The 21,495-nt window shown below is 53.9% G+C and carries 18 protein-coding genes and 2 pseudogenes; 11 read left to right on the forward strand and 9 right to left on the reverse strand.

All coding sequences use genetic code 11. The annotated features are described in order from the left end of the window. Positions 1 to 308: 308 nt before the first annotated feature. The 5 genes and pseudogenes from zipA to MLE19_RS06030 all read left to right on the forward strand — a co-directional run bounded on the left by zipA (position 309) and on the right by MLE19_RS06030 (position 5,541). Positions 309 to 2,183: a cell division protein ZipA gene (gene zipA / locus MLE19_RS06010; RefSeq protein WP_240717157.1), complete on the forward strand. Its 1,875-nt coding sequence runs from the start codon at positions 309 to 311 to the stop codon at positions 2,181 to 2,183. A 145-nt stretch (positions 2,184 to 2,328) separates the two neighbouring features. Then, complete coding sequence (gene ligA, locus MLE19_RS06015) at positions 2,329 to 4,680, forward strand: NAD-dependent DNA ligase LigA (protein ID WP_240717158.1); 2,352 nt, start codon at positions 2,329 to 2,331, stop codon at positions 4,678 to 4,680. Continuing rightward, a pseudogene (locus MLE19_RS23190) lies at positions 4,673 to 4,798 on the forward strand (hypothetical protein); the annotation flags it as partial. The gene ligA and the pseudogene MLE19_RS23190, both read left to right, overlap by 8 nt. A gap of 231 nt (positions 4,799 to 5,029) precedes the next feature. Next, a pseudogene (locus MLE19_RS06025) lies at positions 5,030 to 5,266 on the forward strand (BRCT domain-containing protein); the annotation flags it as partial. Then, positions 5,266 to 5,541, forward strand: a complete 276-nt coding sequence (locus tag MLE19_RS06030; protein WP_176303260.1) for a YheU family protein — start codon at positions 5,266 to 5,268, stop codon at positions 5,539 to 5,541. The pseudogene MLE19_RS06025 and the gene MLE19_RS06030, both read left to right, overlap by 1 nt. On the opposite strand, the gene mnmC is transcribed toward MLE19_RS06030, so the two are convergent. Together mnmC and MLE19_RS06040 are read right to left on the reverse strand one after the other, a co-directional pair. Then, positions 5,535 to 7,538: a bifunctional tRNA (5-methylaminomethyl-2-thiouridine)(34)-methyltransferase MnmD/FAD-dependent 5-carboxymethylaminomethyl-2-thiouridine(34) oxidoreductase MnmC gene (gene mnmC, locus MLE19_RS06035; protein WP_240717159.1), complete on the reverse strand. Its 2,004-nt coding sequence runs from the start codon at positions 7,536 to 7,538 to the stop codon at positions 5,535 to 5,537. The genes MLE19_RS06030 and mnmC overlap by 7 nt on opposite strands. 158 nt (positions 7,539 to 7,696) lie before the next feature. Beyond that, the gene (locus tag MLE19_RS06040) at positions 7,697 to 7,996 is read right to left on the reverse strand and encodes a YciI family protein (RefSeq protein WP_240717160.1); all 300 of its coding nucleotides are present in this window, start codon (positions 7,994 to 7,996) and stop codon (positions 7,697 to 7,699) included. A gap of 149 nt (positions 7,997 to 8,145) precedes the next feature. On the opposite strand from MLE19_RS06040, the gene MLE19_RS06045 reads away from it, so the two are divergent. Then, the gene (locus MLE19_RS06045) at positions 8,146 to 9,060 is read left to right on the forward strand and encodes a PHP domain-containing protein (protein ID WP_240717161.1); all 915 of its coding nucleotides are present in this window, start codon (positions 8,146 to 8,148) and stop codon (positions 9,058 to 9,060) included. A gap of 88 nt (positions 9,061 to 9,148) precedes the next feature. Then, positions 9,149 to 9,772: an L-threonylcarbamoyladenylate synthase gene (locus tag MLE19_RS06050; protein WP_240717162.1), complete on the forward strand. Its 624-nt coding sequence runs from the start codon at positions 9,149 to 9,151 to the stop codon at positions 9,770 to 9,772. A 13-nt stretch (positions 9,773 to 9,785) separates the two neighbouring features. On the opposite strand, the gene MLE19_RS06055 is transcribed toward MLE19_RS06050, so the two are convergent. Then, the gene (locus MLE19_RS06055; RefSeq protein WP_240717163.1) at positions 9,786 to 10,670 is read right to left on the reverse strand and encodes an ion transporter; all 885 of its coding nucleotides are present in this window, start codon (positions 10,668 to 10,670) and stop codon (positions 9,786 to 9,788) included. 64 nt (positions 10,671 to 10,734) lie between these two features. Beyond that, on the reverse strand, positions 10,735 to 11,649 hold the full coding sequence (locus tag MLE19_RS06060) for an inorganic triphosphatase (RefSeq protein WP_240717164.1): 915 nt from the start codon (positions 11,647 to 11,649) through the stop codon (positions 10,735 to 10,737). A gap of 137 nt (positions 11,650 to 11,786) precedes the next feature. Between MLE19_RS06060 and MLE19_RS06065 the strand changes: the two genes are divergently transcribed. The 3 genes from MLE19_RS06065 to argA all read left to right on the forward strand — a co-directional run bounded on the left by MLE19_RS06065 (position 11,787) and on the right by argA (position 15,293). Next, positions 11,787 to 12,467, forward strand: coding sequence for a TIGR00153 family protein (locus MLE19_RS06065; protein ID WP_008959036.1), 681 nt, complete (start codon positions 11,787 to 11,789; stop codon positions 12,465 to 12,467). 10 nt (positions 12,468 to 12,477) lie between these two features. Beyond that, positions 12,478 to 13,743, forward strand: coding sequence for an inorganic phosphate transporter (locus MLE19_RS06070; RefSeq protein ID WP_008959035.1), 1,266 nt, complete (start codon positions 12,478 to 12,480; stop codon positions 13,741 to 13,743). Between the two features lie 236 nt (positions 13,744 to 13,979). Continuing rightward, entirely contained in the window at positions 13,980 to 15,293 is a 1,314-nt protein-coding gene (gene argA / locus MLE19_RS06075; RefSeq protein ID WP_101148038.1) for an amino-acid N-acetyltransferase, read from the forward strand. Positions 15,294 to 15,328: 35 nt separating this feature from the next. Here argA and MLE19_RS06080 read toward each other — a convergent pair whose 3' ends face one another. Further along, entirely contained in the window at positions 15,329 to 15,895 is a 567-nt protein-coding gene (locus tag MLE19_RS06080; protein ID WP_240717165.1) for a carboxymuconolactone decarboxylase family protein, read from the reverse strand. 44 nt (positions 15,896 to 15,939) lie between these two features. Further along, positions 15,940 to 17,265 (reverse strand): aspartate aminotransferase family protein, encoded by a 1,326-nt coding sequence (locus MLE19_RS06085; RefSeq protein ID WP_240717166.1) that lies wholly within the window; start codon positions 17,263 to 17,265, stop codon positions 15,940 to 15,942. A gap of 163 nt (positions 17,266 to 17,428) precedes the next feature. Here MLE19_RS06085 and MLE19_RS06090 point away from each other — a divergent pair, with 163 nt between their 5' ends. After that, on the forward strand, positions 17,429 to 18,316 hold the full coding sequence (locus MLE19_RS06090) for a MurR/RpiR family transcriptional regulator (RefSeq protein ID WP_240717167.1): 888 nt from the start codon (positions 17,429 to 17,431) through the stop codon (positions 18,314 to 18,316). 9 nt (positions 18,317 to 18,325) lie between these two features. Here the strand turns inward: MLE19_RS06090 and MLE19_RS06095 are convergent, their stop codons facing one another. The 3 genes from MLE19_RS06095 to MLE19_RS06105 form a co-directional block, all read right to left on the reverse strand. Continuing rightward, positions 18,326 to 19,585 (reverse strand): type II toxin-antitoxin system HipA family toxin, encoded by a 1,260-nt coding sequence (locus tag MLE19_RS06095; protein ID WP_240717168.1) that lies wholly within the window; start codon positions 19,583 to 19,585, stop codon positions 18,326 to 18,328. Further along, positions 19,572 to 19,826: a helix-turn-helix transcriptional regulator gene (locus MLE19_RS06100; protein WP_008959029.1), complete on the reverse strand. Its 255-nt coding sequence runs from the start codon at positions 19,824 to 19,826 to the stop codon at positions 19,572 to 19,574. Before MLE19_RS06100 ends, MLE19_RS06095 begins: the two co-directional genes overlap by 14 nt. Positions 19,827 to 20,052: 226 nt before the next feature. Beyond that, a complete protein-coding gene (locus MLE19_RS06105) occupies positions 20,053 to 20,907 on the reverse strand; it encodes an SDR family oxidoreductase (protein WP_240717169.1) in 855 nt (284 codons plus the stop codon). Between the last annotated feature and the right edge of the window lie 588 nt (positions 20,908 to 21,495).

Below are 21,495 nucleotides of genomic sequence, written 5' to 3' on the forward strand. Positions count from 1 at the left end.
TTGCCTCTGTGATTCCTTTATAAAGCTATTTATAAATGTTAGCGCAAATGGGTGTGGCACTATTGTTCGAAGTTAAGGTCGGAAGTTTAGGTCGAATATTCTCGCCTTAAGCAGCGCCAAAAAATTGCCTAGGCGTGAAAATCACGTTAAATACAGCAAAAATTGGCCTTTTTCTTAACATTCGCGCTATGCTTGGTCTTATTGATGGCTTGCATTTATTCAATAGCCATTACCCATATTCAGATTTAGGCATGAATTTTTAGACACAGTGCCTTAGCAACCGGCAAGATGACCATGGAACGTTCGACATGGAACTAAGAGAGTGGCTAATCATTTTAGGGCTGGCGTTGGTATCGCTCATCGTTATAGACGGTGCGCGAAGATTACAACGACAGCGTCGTGTACCCCGTTTGGATCAGGCGGGACAGGATCTTTCAGCTGAAGATCCTGATGAGGCTGCTAAAGCAGCGGAAATCAATTGGGAACTTCCTAACGGGGGCGCCCGAGTTGTTAAGCCTGCAGACTATAGTGGCTTAGGTAATAAACCAAAATTAGAACGTCAAGAGCATCCTGGTCCTTCCAGGGTGCTTTCTGAGTTTAGGCGCTCTGCGTCTGCTAAAGCAGCCAAGCGTAAAGCGGATAAAACCGAAGCAATTGCTAAATCGCAATTAAAGGCCGCTGAAAAATCAGCCAAGCCGGTGACCGCTACCGCACATACGGCGACTTCACCTTCGATGCCGACTGAGCATGAGCGTCGTGAGCCAAGCATCACCATGGCCAACACTTCACGGGCTGAAGTTGTTCAGACCAGCACTACACATAGCACTGCACATAAAGAAACGACGCAACCAGTTACGTCGCAGACAGATATCGCTCAGTCCGAGAGTCCAGAACAGTATACTGATACAGCGGTTAACCCAACGACTGCTAACGCTCGTGTTGATGCCCCGGAACCAGCTCCTGCTGCGGCGATGAATGAAGCGCCCGTAACCCAGGAAGCGGCGACCTCAACCGACGCGTTCTCCATCAGCGCAAGCGATACGGATACTGAAGCAGCCGTTCAGCCGCATCTCGACGCTGAGCCGGTACTGCGTGCAGAGCCTGAAGATGCCGTATTTGCTAAACACGCCTCCAGTGATCATTCACCCAAGCGGCGTCAGTTACGCTCTGACACCGTAGGCGAGCACGACGAGCTGGATGATGACGAAGTAGATGAGTATCGACTCGTCGATTTCGAAGGCATGGGCCGTTCGCTGAAACGTCGTTTGATCGAGCGACGTAAAGAGAAGCAGCGCAAGAAAGCTGAAAAAGCGGTACGCGACAAAGCGTTGGCTAAGCAGAAGGCTGAGCGCAAAGCGCTTGAAGCCGAGCAGCGGCGCGAAGCGAAAGAAGCGGCTGATGCAGAGCGGGTTCGCCTTGCACAAGAGCAGGCGGAGGCGCGTGAAGCGGCGGCTAACGCGGCAGCGGCAGACAGGCTCGCTACCCAGCAGCGTATGGCTGACGATGAAGCGCGTCACTTTGAGCTTAACGGCCATGCCGCCAGTGAAGAGTCTTATTATGAAGAACGCTATCAGGCGGACTTCGATGAAGGCGCTGATTATGCAACCGGCTCAGCAGATAATGACCGCACAGGTGACAAGCGGGCTACTGACGAGAGGGTGCGCGCTCATCCCACATTAGAAAAAGCCTTACGTCACGATGTAAGCGGCGAGCACGCTAAAGAGACGCTCTCTAGCGCTGAAGAAGTCGTGGTGATCAGCGTTCTTTCCCGTGATCCGGAAGGCTTCGATGGTAGTAAGCTGCTTGAACTCATGATGGTGTGCGGATTGCGTTATAGCAGCGAAATGGGCATTTTCCACCGTTTTGAAACAGAGAGTGAAGACAGCGAACTGCAGTTCTCAATGGTTAATGTGGTCAAGCCCGGCACCTTCCCCATTGAAGAAATGGGTGAGTTTATGACCCCTGGCATCACTTTGCTGATGCCGCTACCAGGTGCAGTCGATAGCTCTGCCGCCTTTGAAGCGATGGTCGAAACTGCGATGGTCTTGGTGCGTCATATGGGCGGCGAGTTGAAAGATGAAAATCGCAGCGTCATGACCGCACAAACAATTGAGTTCGCCCGTCAGCGGGTGCGTGAATTCGAACGTCGTCATCGCCTGCATCGGCATATGCAAGCCCGCTAAATAACATCTGCTGTTCAACACCCGCCTTCTTGCCAGAGGGCGGGTGTTTTTGTTCAATACGTACTATTTTTTACGCTCGCTATGTCTATTTCTTTGAGCTCTGTATTTTTGTTGCCGCTTTTAGCCAGTACTGGAACCTATTCTAATGAGTCAGTCTGATTCTCAAGCCCTGGACGAGATCTCCCAATTACGGGCCGCTCTGGATGAGGCGAACTATCGCTACTACGTACTGGATGATCCCGAGCTGACGGATGCCGACTATGACCGCAAGCTGCAGCGGCTGCAGCAGTTGGAAACCCAATATCCTCAGCTGGTCACCAGCGATTCGCCTACCCAGCGTGTCGGCGCCGCCCCAGCGGATGGTTTTCCCTCTGTGGCCCACGCGATTCCGATGCTGTCGCTGGATAACGCTTTTAGCCGTGACGATATCCATGCCTTCGCCGAGCGAGTGGCCGAACGCCTGGAGTGCACGGCAGACGAGGTGGAGTTTACCTGCGAGCCGAAACTGGATGGTGCGGCGGTATCGCTGGTTTACGAACAGGGTGTGTTGATTAGCGGCGCAACCCGTGGCGATGGCCGCACGGGCGAAGGCATTACTTCCAACTTGCGCACATTGCGTTCGGTGCCGCTGAAGTTAATGAGTAAAAACGTGCCTGAGCTATTGGAAGTGCGTGGCGAGGTCATTATGCGCCATGCGGGCTTTGAGGCGCTGAACGAGCGCGCTCGGGAAGAGGGCAGCAAGGTATTTGCCAACCCGCGTAACGCGGCGGCAGGCAGCCTGCGTCAGCTAGATCCGCGCATCACCGCCAAGCGACCGCTGGAATTCCACGCTTATCAGGCTGCGCGTTTGGAGCCGGACTTGGGTGATACCCGCCACAGTGAATTAATGACGCGGTTATCCTCATTAGGGTTTCGCGCCAGTTCAGAGCTAAAAGTCGTTAAAGGCCCCGAGGCGGTCGCCGATTATTGTGAGCAGTTGGGCGCAAAGCGTGATGCGCTGGGATTTGATATCGACGGTGTGGTGATCAAGGTAAACGATCTGCGCCACCAGCGTGAACTGGGCTTTGTTGCTCGCGCCCCACGCTGGGCGGTAGCGTTTAAATATCCTGCCCAGGAAGAGGTTACCACGCTGAACGATGTCGAGTTTCAGGTCGGCCGCACCGGGGCAATTACGCCGGTGGCGCGGCTCGAGCCGGTCACGGTCGCTGGAGTGACGGTTTCCAATGCCACGCTGCATAACGCAGATGAGATAGAACGACTCAGCTTGCGAAAAGGCGACTTGGTCAGTGTGCGCAGAGCCGGTGATGTAATACCTCAAATAGTTAGTGTGGTTAAAAAAAATAATGGCGATAAAATAGTATTTCCTACATTTTGCGAAATATGTGGATCAAATATAGAAAAAGTTACTTTATATAAAAAACTTAAAAATAAAAAAATACCGAAGCCTGGGGCAGCTTATAGATGTGTAGGTAAATTAGTGTGCCCCGCACAACTTGTTGAAACTATTAAGCATCACGTTTCTAGAAATGCTATTGATATAGAGGGTGTTGGAATATCACTGATTAAAAAGCTTGTTGATGATCGCAAGCTGAATAATCTTAGTGATTTGTATCTTTTAGATGAATTCTATTTAAAAGATCTGCCGGGTTATGGAGAACTTTCTGCAAAAAATATTAAATTTTCTCTCGATAGTGCAAGAAATATAGAGCTGGGAAGATTTATATTCTCGTTGGGCATTCCTAATGTTGGCGCAGAAGCTTCTCGAGTTATTGGTGAAAGCTTAGGTTTTGTGGAAAGATGTTTTTATATATATCCAGAAATTCTTTCTTTTGTTCCAGATGTTGGCTGGGCTGCTGCTGAGAGTTTCTATGAGTTTTTTAAAGATTCGCACAATATTGAAGATGTGAAAAAGCTTGTAAGTATAGGTGTTCCCGACGAAAAAGATTATGGTGTTAGTGCTGATCTGGCTTCTAGTGTGAGAATGAGTAAGATAATTTTACAAATGGAGTTTGATGGTGTTGCTTCAGGTACGGCGAGCAAGATTGAAGCTGCTTATGATTCCATTTCAGATTTTTTTGAAGATGCAAGGTCTTGTTTTTCATCGAATAAAATAAATTTTTCGAAAAAGGCTATTGTTGGGATTACTTCAAAAGTTGAGGATGAAGAGTTTTATCAAAAGTATTTAAAGATAGAAAAACAATTAATTGAGTTGGGTGTTCACTGGACTCAGGCGTTGGCTTTTTCCGAGAAAGGCTCCCAGCCGTTAAAGGATCAGATCTGGGTTATAACTGGAACTTTGGTAAATCTCACTAGAGATGAGGCAAAGAAAAAGCTTCAAATGGAAGGCGCTAAGGTTTCATCGAGCGTTTCAAGTAAGACCAGCTTTGTACTTGTAGGTGATAATCCCGGTTCTAAAAAAGACAAGGCTGAAAAATTAGGTATTGAAGTGGTTGATGAAAAGAGATTTCAAGAAATCGTCGGAGGCCTGAGTGATTGAAGTTCTTTCAGCCGTATACCGTGGTAGCAGGGACTACGCAGTAAAGTTATATGATGTTTCAGGTGGCTATAAAGTTTCTTGCTCTTGTCCTGCTTACCAACTTGGTGAGAAAAGACCTTGTAAACATTTAAGAGATTTAGCTAGTGGAGCATTTACTTATGGGTCTAATGAAGAACAACTGATGAGCTTTATTGTTGAAATGTCATCTTCAGGTTTGGCGGAGAAGGTGATTAATGGCAATAGTGAAGTTTTTTTTGGAAGAACTTCTGCGGGTAAAAAAAGAGTTTCTTCATCTATACCTAATAAGGTTTCATTACCTACTGCAAAAGATAAAAATTTTAAAAAGAGTCTAGCATCTACTACATGGGTTCTCACCGGGAAGCTAAGCACCATGACACGGGATGAGGGTAAGGCACGCCTGCAGGCGTTAGGGGCCAAGGTAGCGGGCAGCGTATCGAAAAAAACCACCTGTCTGGTCGCTGGCGAAGCCGCCGGGAGTAAACTGACCAAAGCCGAACAGATGGGTGTAGAAGTGATCGATGAAGCGACCTTTATTGAACGTTTGGCAGAGTGGGAGCAGGGTTAATGAGCCGTTTTATTGAAGTCCCCGCCAGAATGCTGCCACCGGAAACCCTCGATGCCCTGTTAGAGGCATTTGTGACCCGCCAGGGTTATGACACCACCGACACCACGGGTGAGGGGATGCACGGCTGGGTCGCTGAACTGAAAAAGCAGCTAGAGCGCAATGAGCTGATTATTGCCCACGACCTTGAGCTAGAGATGACCGAAGTCATGACCCTGGCTCGCTGGCGTTCGTTTGGGCGAGATATTGCCGATGACGAAGAAGAGGGCGATTATTGAGCGCGAATAATAGCGCTAATAATGCGCCGCCCTGGGTGTAAATGGTCCACCAGCGGCGCTTCTAGCGGCATCGGTTCATCGCACATGCGTGAGGCGATCACCTCGGCACATAGCGGGGCGCTCGCCAACCCGCGTGAGCCGTGTGCAGCGGATATCCACAACCCCGCATAGTGCTCGCCGGGTGTGTCGGTCACGCGGCTGGCATCTTTGCTCAGCAGTGAATAGTCTTCCCGCCATGCCTCTGCTATCGGCACTGGCCCTGCGTAAGGGGTTTTATCCGGGCTTGCCGCACGCACCGCAGCACGGCCCTGAAGTTTCTCTGGGCTCAACGCAATACCCGCCTGTTCCAACTCCGCTACCAACGCGGGCAGCGTTTGACGCAGCTCATCAATATTGCGTTGATGATCGTCGTCCGTCACATGGTTTGTCGCATTGTTGGGTACAAAGCTGGCGCCAAACGTCAGCACGCCATCCAGAGCAGGCGCTACATAACCACCGGCGCATACCACGCGAGCTGGGCCTGTTATGCCATCGGGTAGCGTTATCTCGCTTATCTGGCCGCGCACCGACTGCAGCAGCAGCTCAGCCGTTTGCGCAAATTGGTTGGCCAAATGCGCGCTGGCAATCACCACTTGATCCGCTTCCAACGTGCGACCATCGGCCAAACTGAGCTGCCAACCGCTCTCTCGCTGGGCAAGCGAGCTAACATCGCCCTGCTGAAAGGTCACTCCTGGCTGGCTAAGCAGGTGCTCACACAGCGCTTTGGGTCGAACCCAGCCCGCCTGTGGATAAAACAGGCCGTGAGGAGCGTTGATGTTAATCGCCGCCGTTTGCGATAACGCCGGGTTCTCCATGGCGGTGACGATATCGCTGGGCAGCGGGTGCAGCTCAATAAAGCGCTGTTGGCGGCGGGCTTCTTTATCGGTGCTCGCCAGCTGCACCACGCCGCAGGGCTGCCACAAAGCGTGGGCGGCACGTTGCTGTGAAAGCCAGCGCTGGCTATACAGCAGCCCGGTAAGATAGACACGGCTTTGATGATTGGTTTCGGCGGCTAGCTTTACGTATAGCGCGCCCTGGCGATTGCCTGAACCGCCCGCGCCGGGGGCTTCGCGATCGATAACCGTTACCTGGAGGCCGCGCCGCGCTAGGGCTGCCGCCACCGTACTACCGGCCAGCCCCGCGCCAATGACCGCCACATGCTTTACCGCCGCCAAGGGCGGTGGCGTAAACCAGGGCGTGGACTGGCGCCGCTGATCCACCGGCGGCGTTTCAATACTGCCTGCGAGCATTTCCCGCTTGCGGCCATAGCCCGGTACTTTCTTCCAGCTAAAGCCTGCTGCTTTCAAGCCGCGCTTAACGATGCCAGCACAGGTAAAAGTGGCGAACGTTGCGCCGGGGCGCGAGCGAGCGGCCATGGCGTTAAACAGCTCTGGCTGCCACATATCCGGGTTTTTGGAAGGCGCAAAACCGTCTAAAAACCAGGCATCGACCTGGCCATCCAACTGCTCCAGGCGCTCGGTGGTATCGCCGAAATGCAGATCAAGCGTGACGCGATCGGTCAGGTGCAGGCGGTGAATGCCGCTCACAGCGGAAGGCCACTGGGTGCATAGCACCTGTGCATAAGCGGCCAAGGAAGGCCAGCTCGCCAAGGCTTGCTCCAGTGCGCTTCGCTCAAAGGGGAATTTCTCTGTGGATAACAGATGCAGACGAGCACTGGCGGGCGCATGTTGCTCAAAACAGGCCCAGGCGCAGAGCATATTCAGCCCCGTCCCAAAGCCGGTTTCGCCAATCACAAAAGGCCGTTCGATGTCCCAGTTGGCAAAACGCTCAGGAAGATGGTTCGCGCCGAGAAAGACATGCTCGGTTTCAGCGCGACCATCACCCCGAGTGAAATAGATGTCGTCAAACGCTTGTGAATGGGGCGCTCCCTCATTCCAGGTAAGAATTGGCGTGGTTAATGCCGCAAGCGGAGGCAAGGCGTTTGGACGATGGGTCACGCGGGTATCCGTATTGATGAAAAGCTGGTTAAAAAATGATCAATTTGTCGGCGCTGGCGCTATCTCTGGCTTAGCGCAAAGCGTCCGCCGGGTTTGCACAGAGTTTTCCACAGGCTCTGTGAAAAAGCCGACGGACCCTCCACACTCGCCTATTAGGGTCAAGGTAAAACTTTTTTGAACGGCTTAACAATTACCTTGGCATAGACCCCTGCAATCATGTATGGGTCGACATCAGCCCAAGACTTAGCGTCTTCCAAGCTGTCAAATTCGGCCACCACCAAGCTACCTGAAAAGCCAGCATCGCCGGGGTTTTCAGCGTCAATGGCCGGGTGGGGGCCAGCTAGTATCACTCGGCCTTCATCGCGCAGTGCTTCTAAACGGGCCAAGTGATCAGGACGAGCGGCTAGGCGACGCTCTAGGCTATTGGGCACATCTTCACTGATAATGGCATACAGCATTTGGGGATAACTCCTTGATAAAAAGGGGATGCAACGTGGGCGTTCATTGACCGCGCTGGTAGAAGCGCGCACCATATCTTACCCATTGCGAACGATTTATTCACAGCTGAAAAGCGCATTCTGACAAACTGCTCCACACGGCGTCATTTATGTCCCGACTTCCTTATACTTTTGATGCCGATCAGCGCTACCCCGTTGATTTGCACATGCACTCCACCGCTTCTGATGGTGCGCTATCGCCCACCGAGCTGGTAACGCTGTGCGCCGAGCGCGGGCTGACGCATATGTCGCTCACCGACCACGATACCATGGACGGCATTGAAGAAGCGGGCCAGGCCGCGGCGCAAGCCGGGCTGTGTCTTATCCCCGGCTGCGAGTTATCCACACGCTGGCAGGGTGTGAATATCCATGTGGTCGCGCTGATGCCTGGCGGCTTGCAGGGGCCAATGGTGGATGGCCTGATTCAACAGCGTGAAGCGCGTATCCAGCGTGCGGAAGTGATAGCCGAACGGCTGGAAAAGGTCGGTTTAACGAATGCGCTGGAAAAAGCCCGCCTTCATGCAGGCAGCGACCGCCCCCTAGGCCGCCCAGATTTTGCCCGCGCGCTGGTAGCAGAAGGGTTGGTGCCTGATTGGGCCAGCGCCTTTAAGCGCTATCTGGGCAGCGGCAAGAAGGGGGATGTGAAAGCCCACTGGCCGGAAATCAGCGAAGCGGTGGGCTGGATTGTCGATTCTGGTGGCGTCGCGGTGATTGCTCACCCGCTGCGTCATGGCTTAACGCGGCGCAAGCGCGGTCTCTTAATGGATACGTTCCAAGCAGCAGGCGGGCAGGCGGTTGAGCTAGTCAGCGGACAGCAGAACCCGGACAGCACTCGTGATCTGGCACGTCAATTAGTCGAGCGCGAGCTGTACGCCTCCATGGGCAGCGACTTCCATTTTCCTGGAAGTCACGCGGCCCCCGGCAGCATGAGTTTAGTGCCCCGAACGGCAGCACCGCCTATATGGCAGCACCCGCGTTTGGCACACCTACGTGATTCGCCCGCTGGCGTGCTTTCGGCAGGGTGATTCGCTGCGCGCTTACACGATTCATTGAGTGCTTACACTATGCTATATGAGTGCGGTATGAATAAAGCTTACGATCAGGAGTAACTAAATGAGCCAATATTTTCAGATTCATCCAGAAAATCCACAAAAGCGGCTGATCGATCAAGCGATTGCGATTATTCGTAAAGGCGGTGTGGTCGCTTACCCCACCGATTCAGGTTACGCACTGGGCTGCCATTTGGGCGAGAAGAAGGCCATCGAGAAGATTAAATGGCTGCGCTCGTTGGATGATAAACACAACTTTACCCTGGTATGTTCCGACCTATCGCAAATCGGTACCTACGCTAAAGTGGATAACGATGTTTTTCGGTTGTTGAAAGCGCATACGCCAGGGCCTTACACCTATATTCTTGATGCCACGTCTGAAGTGCCGCGCCTGCTGCTTCATCCTAAGCGTCGATCCATCGGCGTGCGCGTACCGGATCACCGCATTACCCACGCGCTGCTGGCCGCACTAGGCGAGCCGTTGATGAGCGTCACGCTGATTCCCGTGGGCGATGACCTGCCCATGAATGACCCAGAAGAGATTCGCGAGCGTTTTGGTGCGCACTTGGATGCCATTATCGACGGTGGCGCCTGCCATTTAGACCCCACCAGCGTGATTGACCTGCGCGAACTGCCCCCGACCATCATTCGCGAAGGGCGCGGGGATATCACGCCCTTCCAGGCCTAGGGTTAGACATTAGCTAGTCAGAGGACGCATCTTGGTTCTCATCTTTCTTACGCGGGTCTTCGCTGTCTTCATCGAGCCAAGTCCCGCAGCGCAGGCAGTAGCGGGCTTTTTTATCATGGCGGTCGTGCCCGCAGCCGGGGCAGGCTTCCTCGGAGTAACGATCCTCACGTATTGAGCGGATCACCTGAGCGGAGAATACCCCGGTGGGCACAGCAATAATCGAGTAGCCCAGCAGCATCAAGATCATGGTAATCGCTTTACCCAACGCGGTGGCGGGGACGATGTCGCCGTAGCCCACGGTGGTCATGCTAACGATGGCCCAGTACATCGACATTGGAATACTGGTGAAGCCCGCTTCCGGTGACTCAATGGTGTACATCAACGCCGCGAACAGCGTGACCACCATGAAAATGGCAGAAAAAAATAGCAGTATTTGACGCAGACTGCGTTTTAACGCGTCGAGTAGCAGGCTGGCTTCACCGACAAACTCCATCAGGCGCAAAATGCGGAAAATACGCAGCACTCGCAGCAAGCGAACAATCACCAGCCCATGAGCGCCAGGGACCAGTAGCACTAGCCAAGTGGGTAAAATAGCGATTAAGTCGACGATTCCATAAAAGCTTTTTAGATAGAGCAAGGGGCGCTCAAGGCAGTAAATGCGAACTAACAACTCTAAGCTGAACAGTATCGTTAATGCCCACTCGATGTAGAAGAAAATGGGCCCGTAGCGTTCGGCGTAAATCTCGATACTACCCAACAGGATGACCGCGACACTCAACAAAATAGCCCCGATCAAGGCAATATCAAAGGCTTTAGCGCCCGGTGTGTCGGATTCGAAAATAATATGAAACAGTTGAGCGCGTAGGCCTTCCGCACCGGGGGTTAAGTTTAAATTCATCGCATCATCCTGAAGTGGGCCTCAATACGGTCCTTAAAAACAGTCCTGAAATAGCATTAAGCCGTTAGCGTAGCTCGGTTTGGTACGCCAAGCGATGGGCCAGTGCCAACGCAGCGTTACCGTAAGCCGTGCTGGGCTGACCATGGGCATCTAAGCCGCCGGGTAACGCCTGAGCGTACACGCGGGCGTTGTCATCCAGCGCGGGGTGGTCAGCGAGAGTGGCTAACGCCTGTTGGGCATCGCTTAGAAAGCTTGCCTGCTGGCTGTCGTGGTAGGCATCCAGCGCCAGCGTTGCGCGGTGTAGCCACTCAGCCGGTGAGTGCGCCTCGGGAAGTGGCCAGTGCTGGTTGCTAAGTGCATTGCCCCGAGATGCTTTGCTGCTATCTGAAGGGCGCAGCGGTACCTGTTCTGAAAGTGTCAGTGCCAATGCCCACAGCGCTTCCGGGTCGCCGTCCTTTAATTCAAGTTCTGCCTCGCGAATGGGCGTGCGGTAGCCACCGCTAATAATTTCGCCCTCATCCAGCACCAGCTCGATATGACTGCGCTGGCCTATCGCGCCTGGGTTTACTAAGCCATCGGTTAGCTGCCAGCTGCGCCGCGTAAAATCGGTGCTGAGTTGGGGGGCGAGGGCATGTAGCACGCTGCTAAGCTGGCCTTGAAAGGGGAGCAGTTCGGCAAGAGCTACCAGATCCAGTTCGTGGTCAGGAACTTGCCACTCCCACTCCTGTCGTTGAGATAATCCGCCGCCGCCCTGGCCTGCGGTTTTCACCGTTTGCAGCACTTTGCCATCTATTTTGCGCAGGCGTAGCGCAATATGCGCCTTCGCTAAATCGCCTTCCGGGGTGTCAAAATAGGTATTGGTCAACGTGTGCTGGTGTGAGGGTTTCGATACTAGAAACGGGTGGTTACACAGCGCGGCAGGTCCCTCTGGTGCAAGGGCAAGTTTCAGTTCTACTTCCATGGGGATTGGGTTTTTCATGACGCTCGCCACCTCGTTATCGTGACATTTAAATGAATATTTGATTACATTTATGAACTTTTCATGACGGCGGCGGGCGCACTCTTTATACTGGCGCCGCCATTTCCAGGCTTCCCGAAAACAGGCTAAAAGGCATTATGGTTACCTCCAATCCTTTTTCTTCGATGTTTGGCCGCTCGCCATTCCAGCCGTTATTGGCCCATATCGTCAAGGCAAATGAATGTGCCGATCTGCTGTTGCCGTTTTTTGAAGCAACGCTGGCTGATGACTGGGACAAAGCGGCTGAGCTGCGCGAAAACGTCACCCGCTTAGAGCATGACGCCGATACGCTGAAAACAGAGCTGCGGTTGAACCTGCCCAACACCATGTTTCTTCCGGTGTCGCGCTCCGATCTGCTCGACCTGATCAGCGTGCAGGACAAGATCGCCAACAAGGTGCGTGACATTACCGGCATTATGTTGGGGCGTAAAATGCGCGTGCCGGATGAATTGGCCGATGCAATGCGCGATTACATCCGTACCAGTGTTGCTTGTGTTGCCCAAGCCCGCCAGGCACTGGAAGAACTCAAGGATCTGCTTGAGTCCGGCTTTGGAAAAAACGTCTCCGACGTCATGCAGAACATGATCCGTGAACTGCACACCCTTGAGCACCAAGCCGATGACCAACAAGTGACGATCCGTCGCCAACTGTTCTCGCTTGAGAGCCAGCTACCGCCAGTGGACGTGATCTTTCTCTACAAAATCATTGAATGGGTTGGCGAACTATCCGATCGCGCTGAGCGCGTGGGTAGCCGTCTGCAGATACTGACCGCCCGCTAAGGGGATCTTCATGCTGATTATTGCCCAGTACGGTGAAATCTTCATTATCCTGGCCTGTTTGTTTGGCTTCTTTATGGCCTGGGGCGTTGGTGCGAATGATGTCGCCAATGCGATGGGAACCTCGGTGGGGTCGAAAGCGATCACCATCAAACAAGCGATCTTGATCGCTGTTGTTTTTGAATTTCTCGGCGCCTGGCTAGCCGGTGGCGAGGTTACCAATACGATTCGTAAAGGTATTATCGACCCCGAACTACTGCAAGACGATCCTCAGCTGTTGGTATACGGCATGCTGGCAGCACTGCTGGCGGCGGGTACGTGGTTGCTTGCAGCGTCTATGAAAGGTTGGCCGGTTTCCACGACGCACTCGATTGTCGGCGCGATTGTGGGCTTTGCTGTTGCAGGGTTAGGCCCCTCCACAGTGGACTGGGGCGCCGTAGGCACGATTGCTGCGAGCTGGGTGGTTTCTCCCTTATTGGCGGGCACCATTGGCTTTTTGCTGTTTAAATCAGTTCACCACCTGATTTTTGAAGATGCCAACCCGTTCACGGCTGCTAAACGCTACGTGCCGGGCTATGTGTTTCTGGTGGGCTTTATCGTTTCGATGGTCACGCTGACGAAAGGGTTGTCCCATGTGGGGCTGGACTTAACCTTTAATCAGAGCCTGCTGCTGTCAATTTTGCTGGGGTTGGTGATTATGGGTATCGGCTTGATTATGCAGCGGCGTATCAAGTTCGAGCACAACGCAAATGATCACTTCGGCTATGCCAACGTAGAGCGCGTGTTCGGCGTGTTGATGATCTTCACCGCCTGTGCCATGGCCTTTGCACATGGTTCAAACGATGTGGCGAATGCGGTTGGCCCGCTGGCAGCGGTGATCAGCGTAGTACAAACCGGCGGCGAAATTGGTGGTTCTGCGCTGGTGCCTTGGTGGGTACTGGTACTTGGCGGCGGCGGTATTGTCGTGGGTCTGGTCACCTACGGCCATAAAGTCATCGCGACCGTGGGTACCGGTATTACCGAGCTTACCCCCAGCCGTGGCTTTGCTGCCACGCTGGCGGCGGCCACCACGGTCGTACTGGCTTCTGGCACGGGCCTGCCAATTTCCACTACCCACACGCTGGTAGGGGCGATTCTTGGGGTGGGGCTTGCACGCGGTATGGCGGCGTTGAACCTGCGGGTTATCGGCACGATTGCCATGTCGTGGCTGATCACGCTACCCGCCGGTGCTGGCCTTGCGATTTTGTTCTTCTTTATGTTCAAAGGCATGTTCGGCTAACCACTGGTTGGCTAATAGCTAATAAGCAGTGCCTATAAAACGCAGTACGCCACGGCTCGAAAGACGTTAAGAAGTACCTGAGCGGGAACATCACAGCGGCATCTTCATGTTTATCTGCATTAGATTCAGCAGATTTGCATTAGAAGGTGCCGCTGTTTTTTGTGCTCTGGTAAAGTAACCCAGTTGAATGTGGTAAACGTCTGATGTTTCTTTCACCTGCTGCCGGAGAGCGGCCCTTGGATACGCGCTTCCCCTTTGTTGATTGGTTTCGTAACGCCTCCCCCTACATTAATGCTCACCGGGGGCGAACCTTTGTCATCTTAATTGAAGGCGAAGCGATGGCGTCTGGCCGCGGGGAGCAACTGATTCAAGATTTAGCCCTGTTGCACACCCTGGGCGTGCGCTTGGTCGTGGTGTTTGGTATTCGCCCCCAGGTGCATGAATCGCTCACCGCCGCGGGCGTTGAGCCCACCCGTATCGACGGCCGCTGGGTAGCGGATCGCGCCGTGATGGCCCATGTAGAGCAGGTCGCCGCCCGCCAGCGGCTGTGGCTGGAAGCGCGGCTGTCGCTGGGCCTGCCCAGCACCCCGCTGCACGGTGTAGAGCTCAGCGTGATCTCTGGCAACCTGGTGACCGCCAAGCCACTAGGCGTGCGTGAAGGCGTCGATTTCGACCACAGCGGTGAAGTGCGTCGGGTGCGTGCCAGCGCCATTGAAGGTCTGCTGGAAAAAGGTTCATTGGTGCTGCTGCCGCCGCTGGGCTTCTCCAGTACCGGCGAAGTGTTCGATTTGGACGCCTCCGAAGTCGCCCAGCACGCCGCCGTCGCGCTGAAAGCCGACAAGCTGATTCTGCTCGGTGAGTCGGAGGGGCTGGAAGATGAGCACGGCGCGCTACTGCGCCAACTCTCGCCAGCAGAAGCCGAGCCGCGTTTAACCAATGCCGTTCCTGGCAGTGAGTTAGCCCGCCATTTACAGGCCGCCTGCACCGCCGCACGGGAAGGCGTGGCGCGTACGCATCTGCTCTCCTGGCACAACCATGACGCCCTGCTAGGTGAGCTGTTCACCCGTGATGGCGTGGGTACCATGATTACCCAGCACCGCTACGAACAGCTGCGCCCCGCAACGCTGAACGATGTGGCGGGCCTGCTGGAACTGCTGGAACCGCTAGAGCGGCGGGGCATGCTGGTCGCCCGCTCCCGGGAGCGCCTGGAGCACGAAATCGATGATTACATGGTGATCGAGCGCGACGGTATGGTGATCGGCTGCGCCGCGCTGCATGTCTTCCCCGATACCAGCATTGCCGAACTCGCCTGCGTGGCCGTGCACGACAGCTACCGTGGCGGCGAGCGCGGCGAGCGTCTGGTGGAAGCCATGGAGCGCCGTGCCCGCCAGCGCGGCTTAAACGAAATGTTCGTGCTGACCACCCACACCGCCCACTGGTTTGTAGAGCGCGGCTTCCGCGCCGCCAGCCTGGAAGATCTCCCGCCACTAAAGCGCGAAACCTACAATCACGCGCGTAAATCGAAGGTGTTAGTCAAGCAGTTAGCGTAATGCGCTTATTCACAGCGCTGGATTAACGGGTTGGATCAACTAGCTTCACGCGGCATCAGCGAAAACATCGCCGGCTGTTGTCGCGCTTCTTGTTGAACAGCTTCATCGATCGGTGTGTCGTAGGTGTTGAGCAGGTAGCCCAGCACCGAATAGAAACCCACCATGGCGATCAGATCGATTACTGCCTTACGCCCGATCGCCTCGGCAAGTTCTGCTTCCTGCGCCTTGGCCAGCATGCGCTCATCGAATAACGCATCCACAGCGGTGACGATAAGGCCGTCGATGCCTTCGGGTGTACCGCGAATAGCCGTAATGCGGCGTTCGGAGAACCCCAGGGCGAGCGCCCGGCTCACATGATGGGCCCACTCGTAGGCGGAGCCCATACGCAGAGCCGCGCGTAATATCACCACTTCGGTCAGCGCTGGGCCTAACGCATTCTCCTTAACGACGTGTTGGCGCAAGGGCGCCCAGGCGCTAAGCAAAGCCGGGTGATGGGCCATGGTGCGATACACATTGAGCGCGCCAGCAAAGCCCTCGCGTAAGTCAGCGATCTCCTCAGGCCAGTTGGCGTCAGAAATGGGCGGGCAGGGGGACGGTGGCATGGGTGAACTCCAGTTAGATCGTTATTCAGATAGTTGTCGTGTTATTACTCTGCAATGGCGGCGTCGATGGCCCCGACGATACGCTCAATGATCAGATCTACTTCGTCAGGCGCAATGATATAAGGCGGTGCCAGCAGGATATGGTCGCCGTGAATGCCATCAATGGTGCCGCCCATCGGGTAGCTGATCAGGCCACGCGCCATCGCCTGCCGCTTGATCTTAGCGTGAAGCTTGCGAGCCGGGTCAAAAGGCGTTTTGCTTTCCCTATCCGCGACAACCTCGATACCGTGAAACAAGCCCCTGCCGCGAATATCACCCACATGGGGCGATGCATCGAGCGCCGCTTCAAGGCCGCTCTGCAATCTCATGCCCATTTTATTAACATTCGCCAGTGTCTCCGGCCGGGCAATGATCTCCACCACCTTGTTAGCGGCTGCGGCAGCCACAGGGTGGCCAAGATAGGTATGGCCATGCTGAAAAAGCCCAGACCCATTGGCGAAGCTGGCGTAGAGGTTGGCCGATAGCATCACCGCGCCGATCGGCTGGTAGCCGCCACCCAAACCCTTGGCGATCGTGATGATGTCCGGGACGACTCCATCTTGCTCACAGGCGAAGACGGTGCCGGTTCTTCCCATGCCGCACATCACTTCGTCGAGAATCAGCAGTACGCCGTATTTATCGCAAATGGCACGCACGCGCTTGAAGTAATCCGCCTCGGAGGCGACCGCCCCTAAGGTGGCACCGACCACGGGTTCGGCAACGAAGGCCATGACCTCTTCAGGGCCAAGTTCGAGAATTTTCGCCTCAAGCTCTTCGGCAAGCCGCGCCGCGTAGGCCTCGGGCGATTCATCGCTGCCCTTATCGCGATACGCATAACAAGGCGATACATGGTGGGTTTCTGGCAGGATAGGCTGAAACTGCTGGCGCCGCATGGCGTTGCCACCAGTGGCCAATGCGCCGATGGTATTGCCGTGGTAGCTCTGGCGTCTGGCGATGATATGCCGCCGCTGAGGCTGATTGATCTCGACAAAGTACTGCCGGGCCATTTTCAGCGCCGCTTCAACGGCTTCTGACCCACCCGACACCAGGTAGACGTAATCCAACCCGTCTGGAGCCAAATCCACCAACTTTTCGGCTAGCGCTTCGGCGGCATCGGTAGTGAAGAATGAAGTGTGGGCGTAACAGAGGCTATCGATCTGTGAGCGCATGGCAGCCAGCACTTCCGGGTGGGCATGACCGACGCTGGTGACCGCAGCGCCTCCTGAGCCATCCAGATAGCGGCGCCCCGTAGTATCCGTGATATAGACTCCCTGTGCTGATGCAGCATGAGGCAACTGCGCGCCGATACTGCGGTGAAGAATACGCGTCATAGTCTCTTTTCCCCATGATCAAAACGGTGAGCAGCTCACATGACAATGAGATTGACATACTCACAAAGATATTTGCAACAAATAAATCATTAAAATAACATATGAAACATATAGATCATTTGTTCGCAGAGCCAACCCTTATTTCTTCACAGAGCCAACGACTATGCAGCCGAGCGATTCGCTGAGAGAGCAGATGATTGCCCAGTACGATGCCATGTCTGCACAGCTGCAGCAGGCCGCGCGCTACGTTCTTGAGCATCCGCAGGACGTGGCGCTGGTGTCCATGCGCGAAGTGGCGCGCCATGCCGCTGTACAACCCGCCACCATGACACGGCTGGCCAAATTCTTGGGGTTGCCAGGCTACGACGAACTGCGGGCGCAGTATGCCGCGGCGTTACGCGAGGGGGGCGATGGCTTTGCGGCCAAGGTTCAAAAGCGGGTGGATGAAGGCAGTGAAAGGGGAGTAAGCGATATCGCCTCGCATATGCTTCAGGGGCTAAGTGTCCAGCTTGAAAAGCTGTGTGAGCCCGATTCGCTACGGCGGCTGGAAGCAGCGGCCGATAGGCTAAAGTCAGCGAGAAAGGTGTACGTGCTGGGTTTACGTTCCAGCCATGCCGTTGCCTGGCACTTCCATTACGTGATGACCCTGCTAGGCGAGCGTTCGGTGCACCTGGATGGGCCTGGAGGAACCGGCGGAGACGCGTTAATCCGCGCTACCTCTGAGGATGTCTTGCTCGTTATTTCCATCAAACCTTATGCAGCAGGGGCGCTGGAACTGGCCCAGTTGGCAAAAGCGCAGGGGGTAGGCATTGTTTCCATTACTGATAGTGAAGTCTCGCCGCTGGTAGCGCTGTCAGAGCAGGTCGTTCTATGCCCCACGGAAAGCGATAGCTTTTTCCATACGCTAACCCCCGCATTAGCTGTCTCCGAAGTGCTATGCAACTTATTGGCAGAATTCGATCGGCCCAAAACGCTAGAGGCGTTGCAGCAAGCGGATGAACACCTCTTGCATCTCAATACCTATGCGACGGCTATCCCCAGGCGGCGGTGAGAAGCTGACTTAAACCGACCAGTGTTTTGTCATTTTTTGGCAGTTTTGTTTAATGCGCCGAGACAGGCGCTCTAACAATACATGCTCTGTACCTGGCGTTGCGACCTCCTGCAATGCCTCTATCACAGTGGGTAAAACGCTGAGTATTTCATCGGCGAGACGTGCGCCTAAGCTCATGAAGTATGCAGGTTTAAATCCCAACGCCTGGGCGAGAGAAGCAAGGTGTGAGCGTTCGATACTGCCGGGCTGATCAATGCCAGACACTCGAAATGCAAAGCGGTTCGAGAGACCGCTATAGAGCGTCGTGCACATGAGATCGTAAAACGGGGCTAGTTGAACGCCCTGAGGCGTTTGCAATATAGAGAGGTTTTTGGCGTGGCTGTCATTGTTACCAATAAACAGGTTGAAAAAAAACCACTGCGAAAAACGCAGCAGGTCTTTTGCGGGAACACCCGCCGCCTGAAGTAACTGCCGACACTCAATGAGGCCAGGCCCTCCGTCGCTTTCGTATTTGAGGGTGGAAGGTGTCCCTGCTAATTGGCAAATATCTAGCTGGTGATAACGCTGTAAGTTGCCGTGCTCATCATAAAACCGGTCATAGCGCTTAACTAAACAGGCGCGTGTTTGAGGCTGGAAGGTAGCTTCAGCTACCCCTAGCGCTAACGCGGCGGCTAGTTGCATACAGAGCGTTTCATTAAGCGCAGAACACCACACGCCTTTCAAACCACGGATATCCGGTTTCAAAATATGGCTTGAAGGCGCGGCCCCTTCAGGCAGCGCCGGGCTGCCATCAGCGAGTACCATTAGCAGCAGTTTAGTTTGAGCGCCCGCTAATGAAATTCGCGCTTGGGGAGCAAGTTGCCCGGTTAATTCACCCTGGGTTTCATTATGCAGAAAGTCGTTTATAGCTTCCCAGTCCGTCTTGCGATAGCTGGCTGGTCGAGGCGTTTCACCTTGCGGGAGTAGGGTGTAGCCACTCGCCGTATCACCGCCAATCGACTTTAAAAGACCAAAAACAGTGGTGGTGTGGTGGCGTAGCTCAATATAGCGACGTAGTTCGCCCTCAGGCAGTAGGTTTTCGAAGTAGGCCAGCACACTATCGCCGCTATGTCGTTGTTGAGTCAGCGGTAGCTGGGGCGAAAGGCTATTCGCTTGGTTATTGGCTAGCCACTCCTGAGTATAGTCAAACCGCAACGGCTGAGTGTTATGCAAACGCCCGACATGCAGTTCCCCCCAGAACAGGTCAAGCGCTTCGCTATGGGCGGCCATGGTGATTCCCTTTGCGCTGTATAATCACTTCCAATCCCATTAGATCCAAAACATCGAGTACTTTTTGTAGCTGCAGGGTTGGCTTGCCGCGTTCAAGATCGACGATAAAGCGGTTGCCTGTACCCGCAAGCCCGGCAATATCACTTTGCAGCAATGATTGATCACGCCGGGTTTGTTGAACTAGTTTGCCCAGCTCTTCACTGCTGCGAATACGTTTTGCACTCTCTATCTGGGAGGTCATAGCGACTGTCCGATAAAATTACCGTACGGTAATGATAGACCATATTAGTGATCAAAACGCTATGATTATTCCCGATCGGTAACTTTCAGTGATTAGAGAGGCTTTCTGGAAGGAAATATTACCGAACGGGAATATTTCGGTGGTCAGTGATTTTATACGAAACGCATTAACGGGGCGGCTCGAGGCCGCCCCGTTAATGTGTGCGCTATATCTGAATAACAAACGCTTAGGTGTTTAAAATCACGCCACCATTGAGGTGCATGGTCTGGCCGCTCATGTAGGAAGACTCTTCGCTGGCCAGATAAACATACGCAGGCCCCATTTCGCTGGGCTGGCCTGCGCGATTCATCGGTACCTGACCGCCGAATGAGGCTACTTTTTCATCCTCAAAGCTGGCCGGAATCAGGGGGGTCCACACAGGCCCTGGCGCCACGGCGTTTACGCGAATGCCGCGATCCATCAGTGACATCGCCAGCGAGCGCACCAACCCCTGAATAGCGCCTTTGGTGGCGGTGTAATCGATCAGCGTCGCGTTGCCCTTAAAGGCGTTGATAGAGGACGTGCAGATGATCGTATCGCCCTTGTCGAGATGCGGCAGGGCAGATTTGGTGAGATAGAAATGGCTGAAAATGTTGGTCTGAAACGTACGCAGCAGCTGTTCATCGGGGATCTCGGTAATATCGTCCCAATCATACTGTTCAGCGGCATTATTGATCACAATATTAATCTTGCCGAAGTGATCGAGCGTGCGCTTAACAATATCGCGGCAAAAGTCTGGTTCAGCCACATCGCCTTTTAACACCAAGCAGCGGCGGCCTTCCGCTTCGACTAACCGTTTGGTCTCTTCGGCATCTTTATCTTCGTCTAAATAGGCAATCGTGCAGTCCGCGCCCTCGCGGGCATAGTGCACGGCCACGGCACGACCAATGCCGCTGTCGCCGCCGGTAATAATCGCGACTTTTTCCAACAGCTTGTCAGTGCCGCGGTAGCTTTCGCGAATGTACTCAGGCTCCGGGCGCATCGCGTACTCATCACCCGGCTGCTTATCTTGATGCTGGGGAGGTTGCTTTTGATCACTCATGTGCGGTCACTCCATTGTTGGCACGGATGTGTGGCGTTCAAACTGATGGTTACTACCTATGACTGATGGTTAACATTGATGGTTAACACCTAAGGCAAACAGCAAATATTCACTCCTCGAATATTCGCCAACCTTCAACGTAGACCAAAGGCGTAGAAACAAGCAAGCCGCCGTTAATTAATGGACTTTTATAGATTTCAGGGATTTAGCTGAGATTCGATAACAGGCGTTAAGGTAAAACCCCATTCTGATAAATAAATAACCTATGTTAAGTAAATAAATGGGTTTTTAAATGGCGGCGCGCATAAATTGACAATAATAGAAAGAGCGCTATGTTTTAAAAGTGCTCGGTTTTAAAAGAGCTAGGCTTTAAAAGAGCTAGGCTTTAAAAGAGCTAGGCTTTAAAAGACTAACTTTTATAAGCGCTATATCAAGCACTATGTTTTGAAGGTAATCAATCTATTAAGGAGGATGAGGATAAGTTCACTAGGATAAGTGCTTATTTTCTCTAAGTGCATAATTTTATTAACGTATTAGGTATTAACATCGTAGCGTTAATGAGGTGCACCCGATAGATTCGCAGTGACG

This window comes from Vreelandella neptunia, assembly GCF_022489065.1.
Classification (GTDB): Bacteria; Pseudomonadota; Gammaproteobacteria; order Pseudomonadales; family Halomonadaceae; genus Vreelandella; species Vreelandella neptunia_A.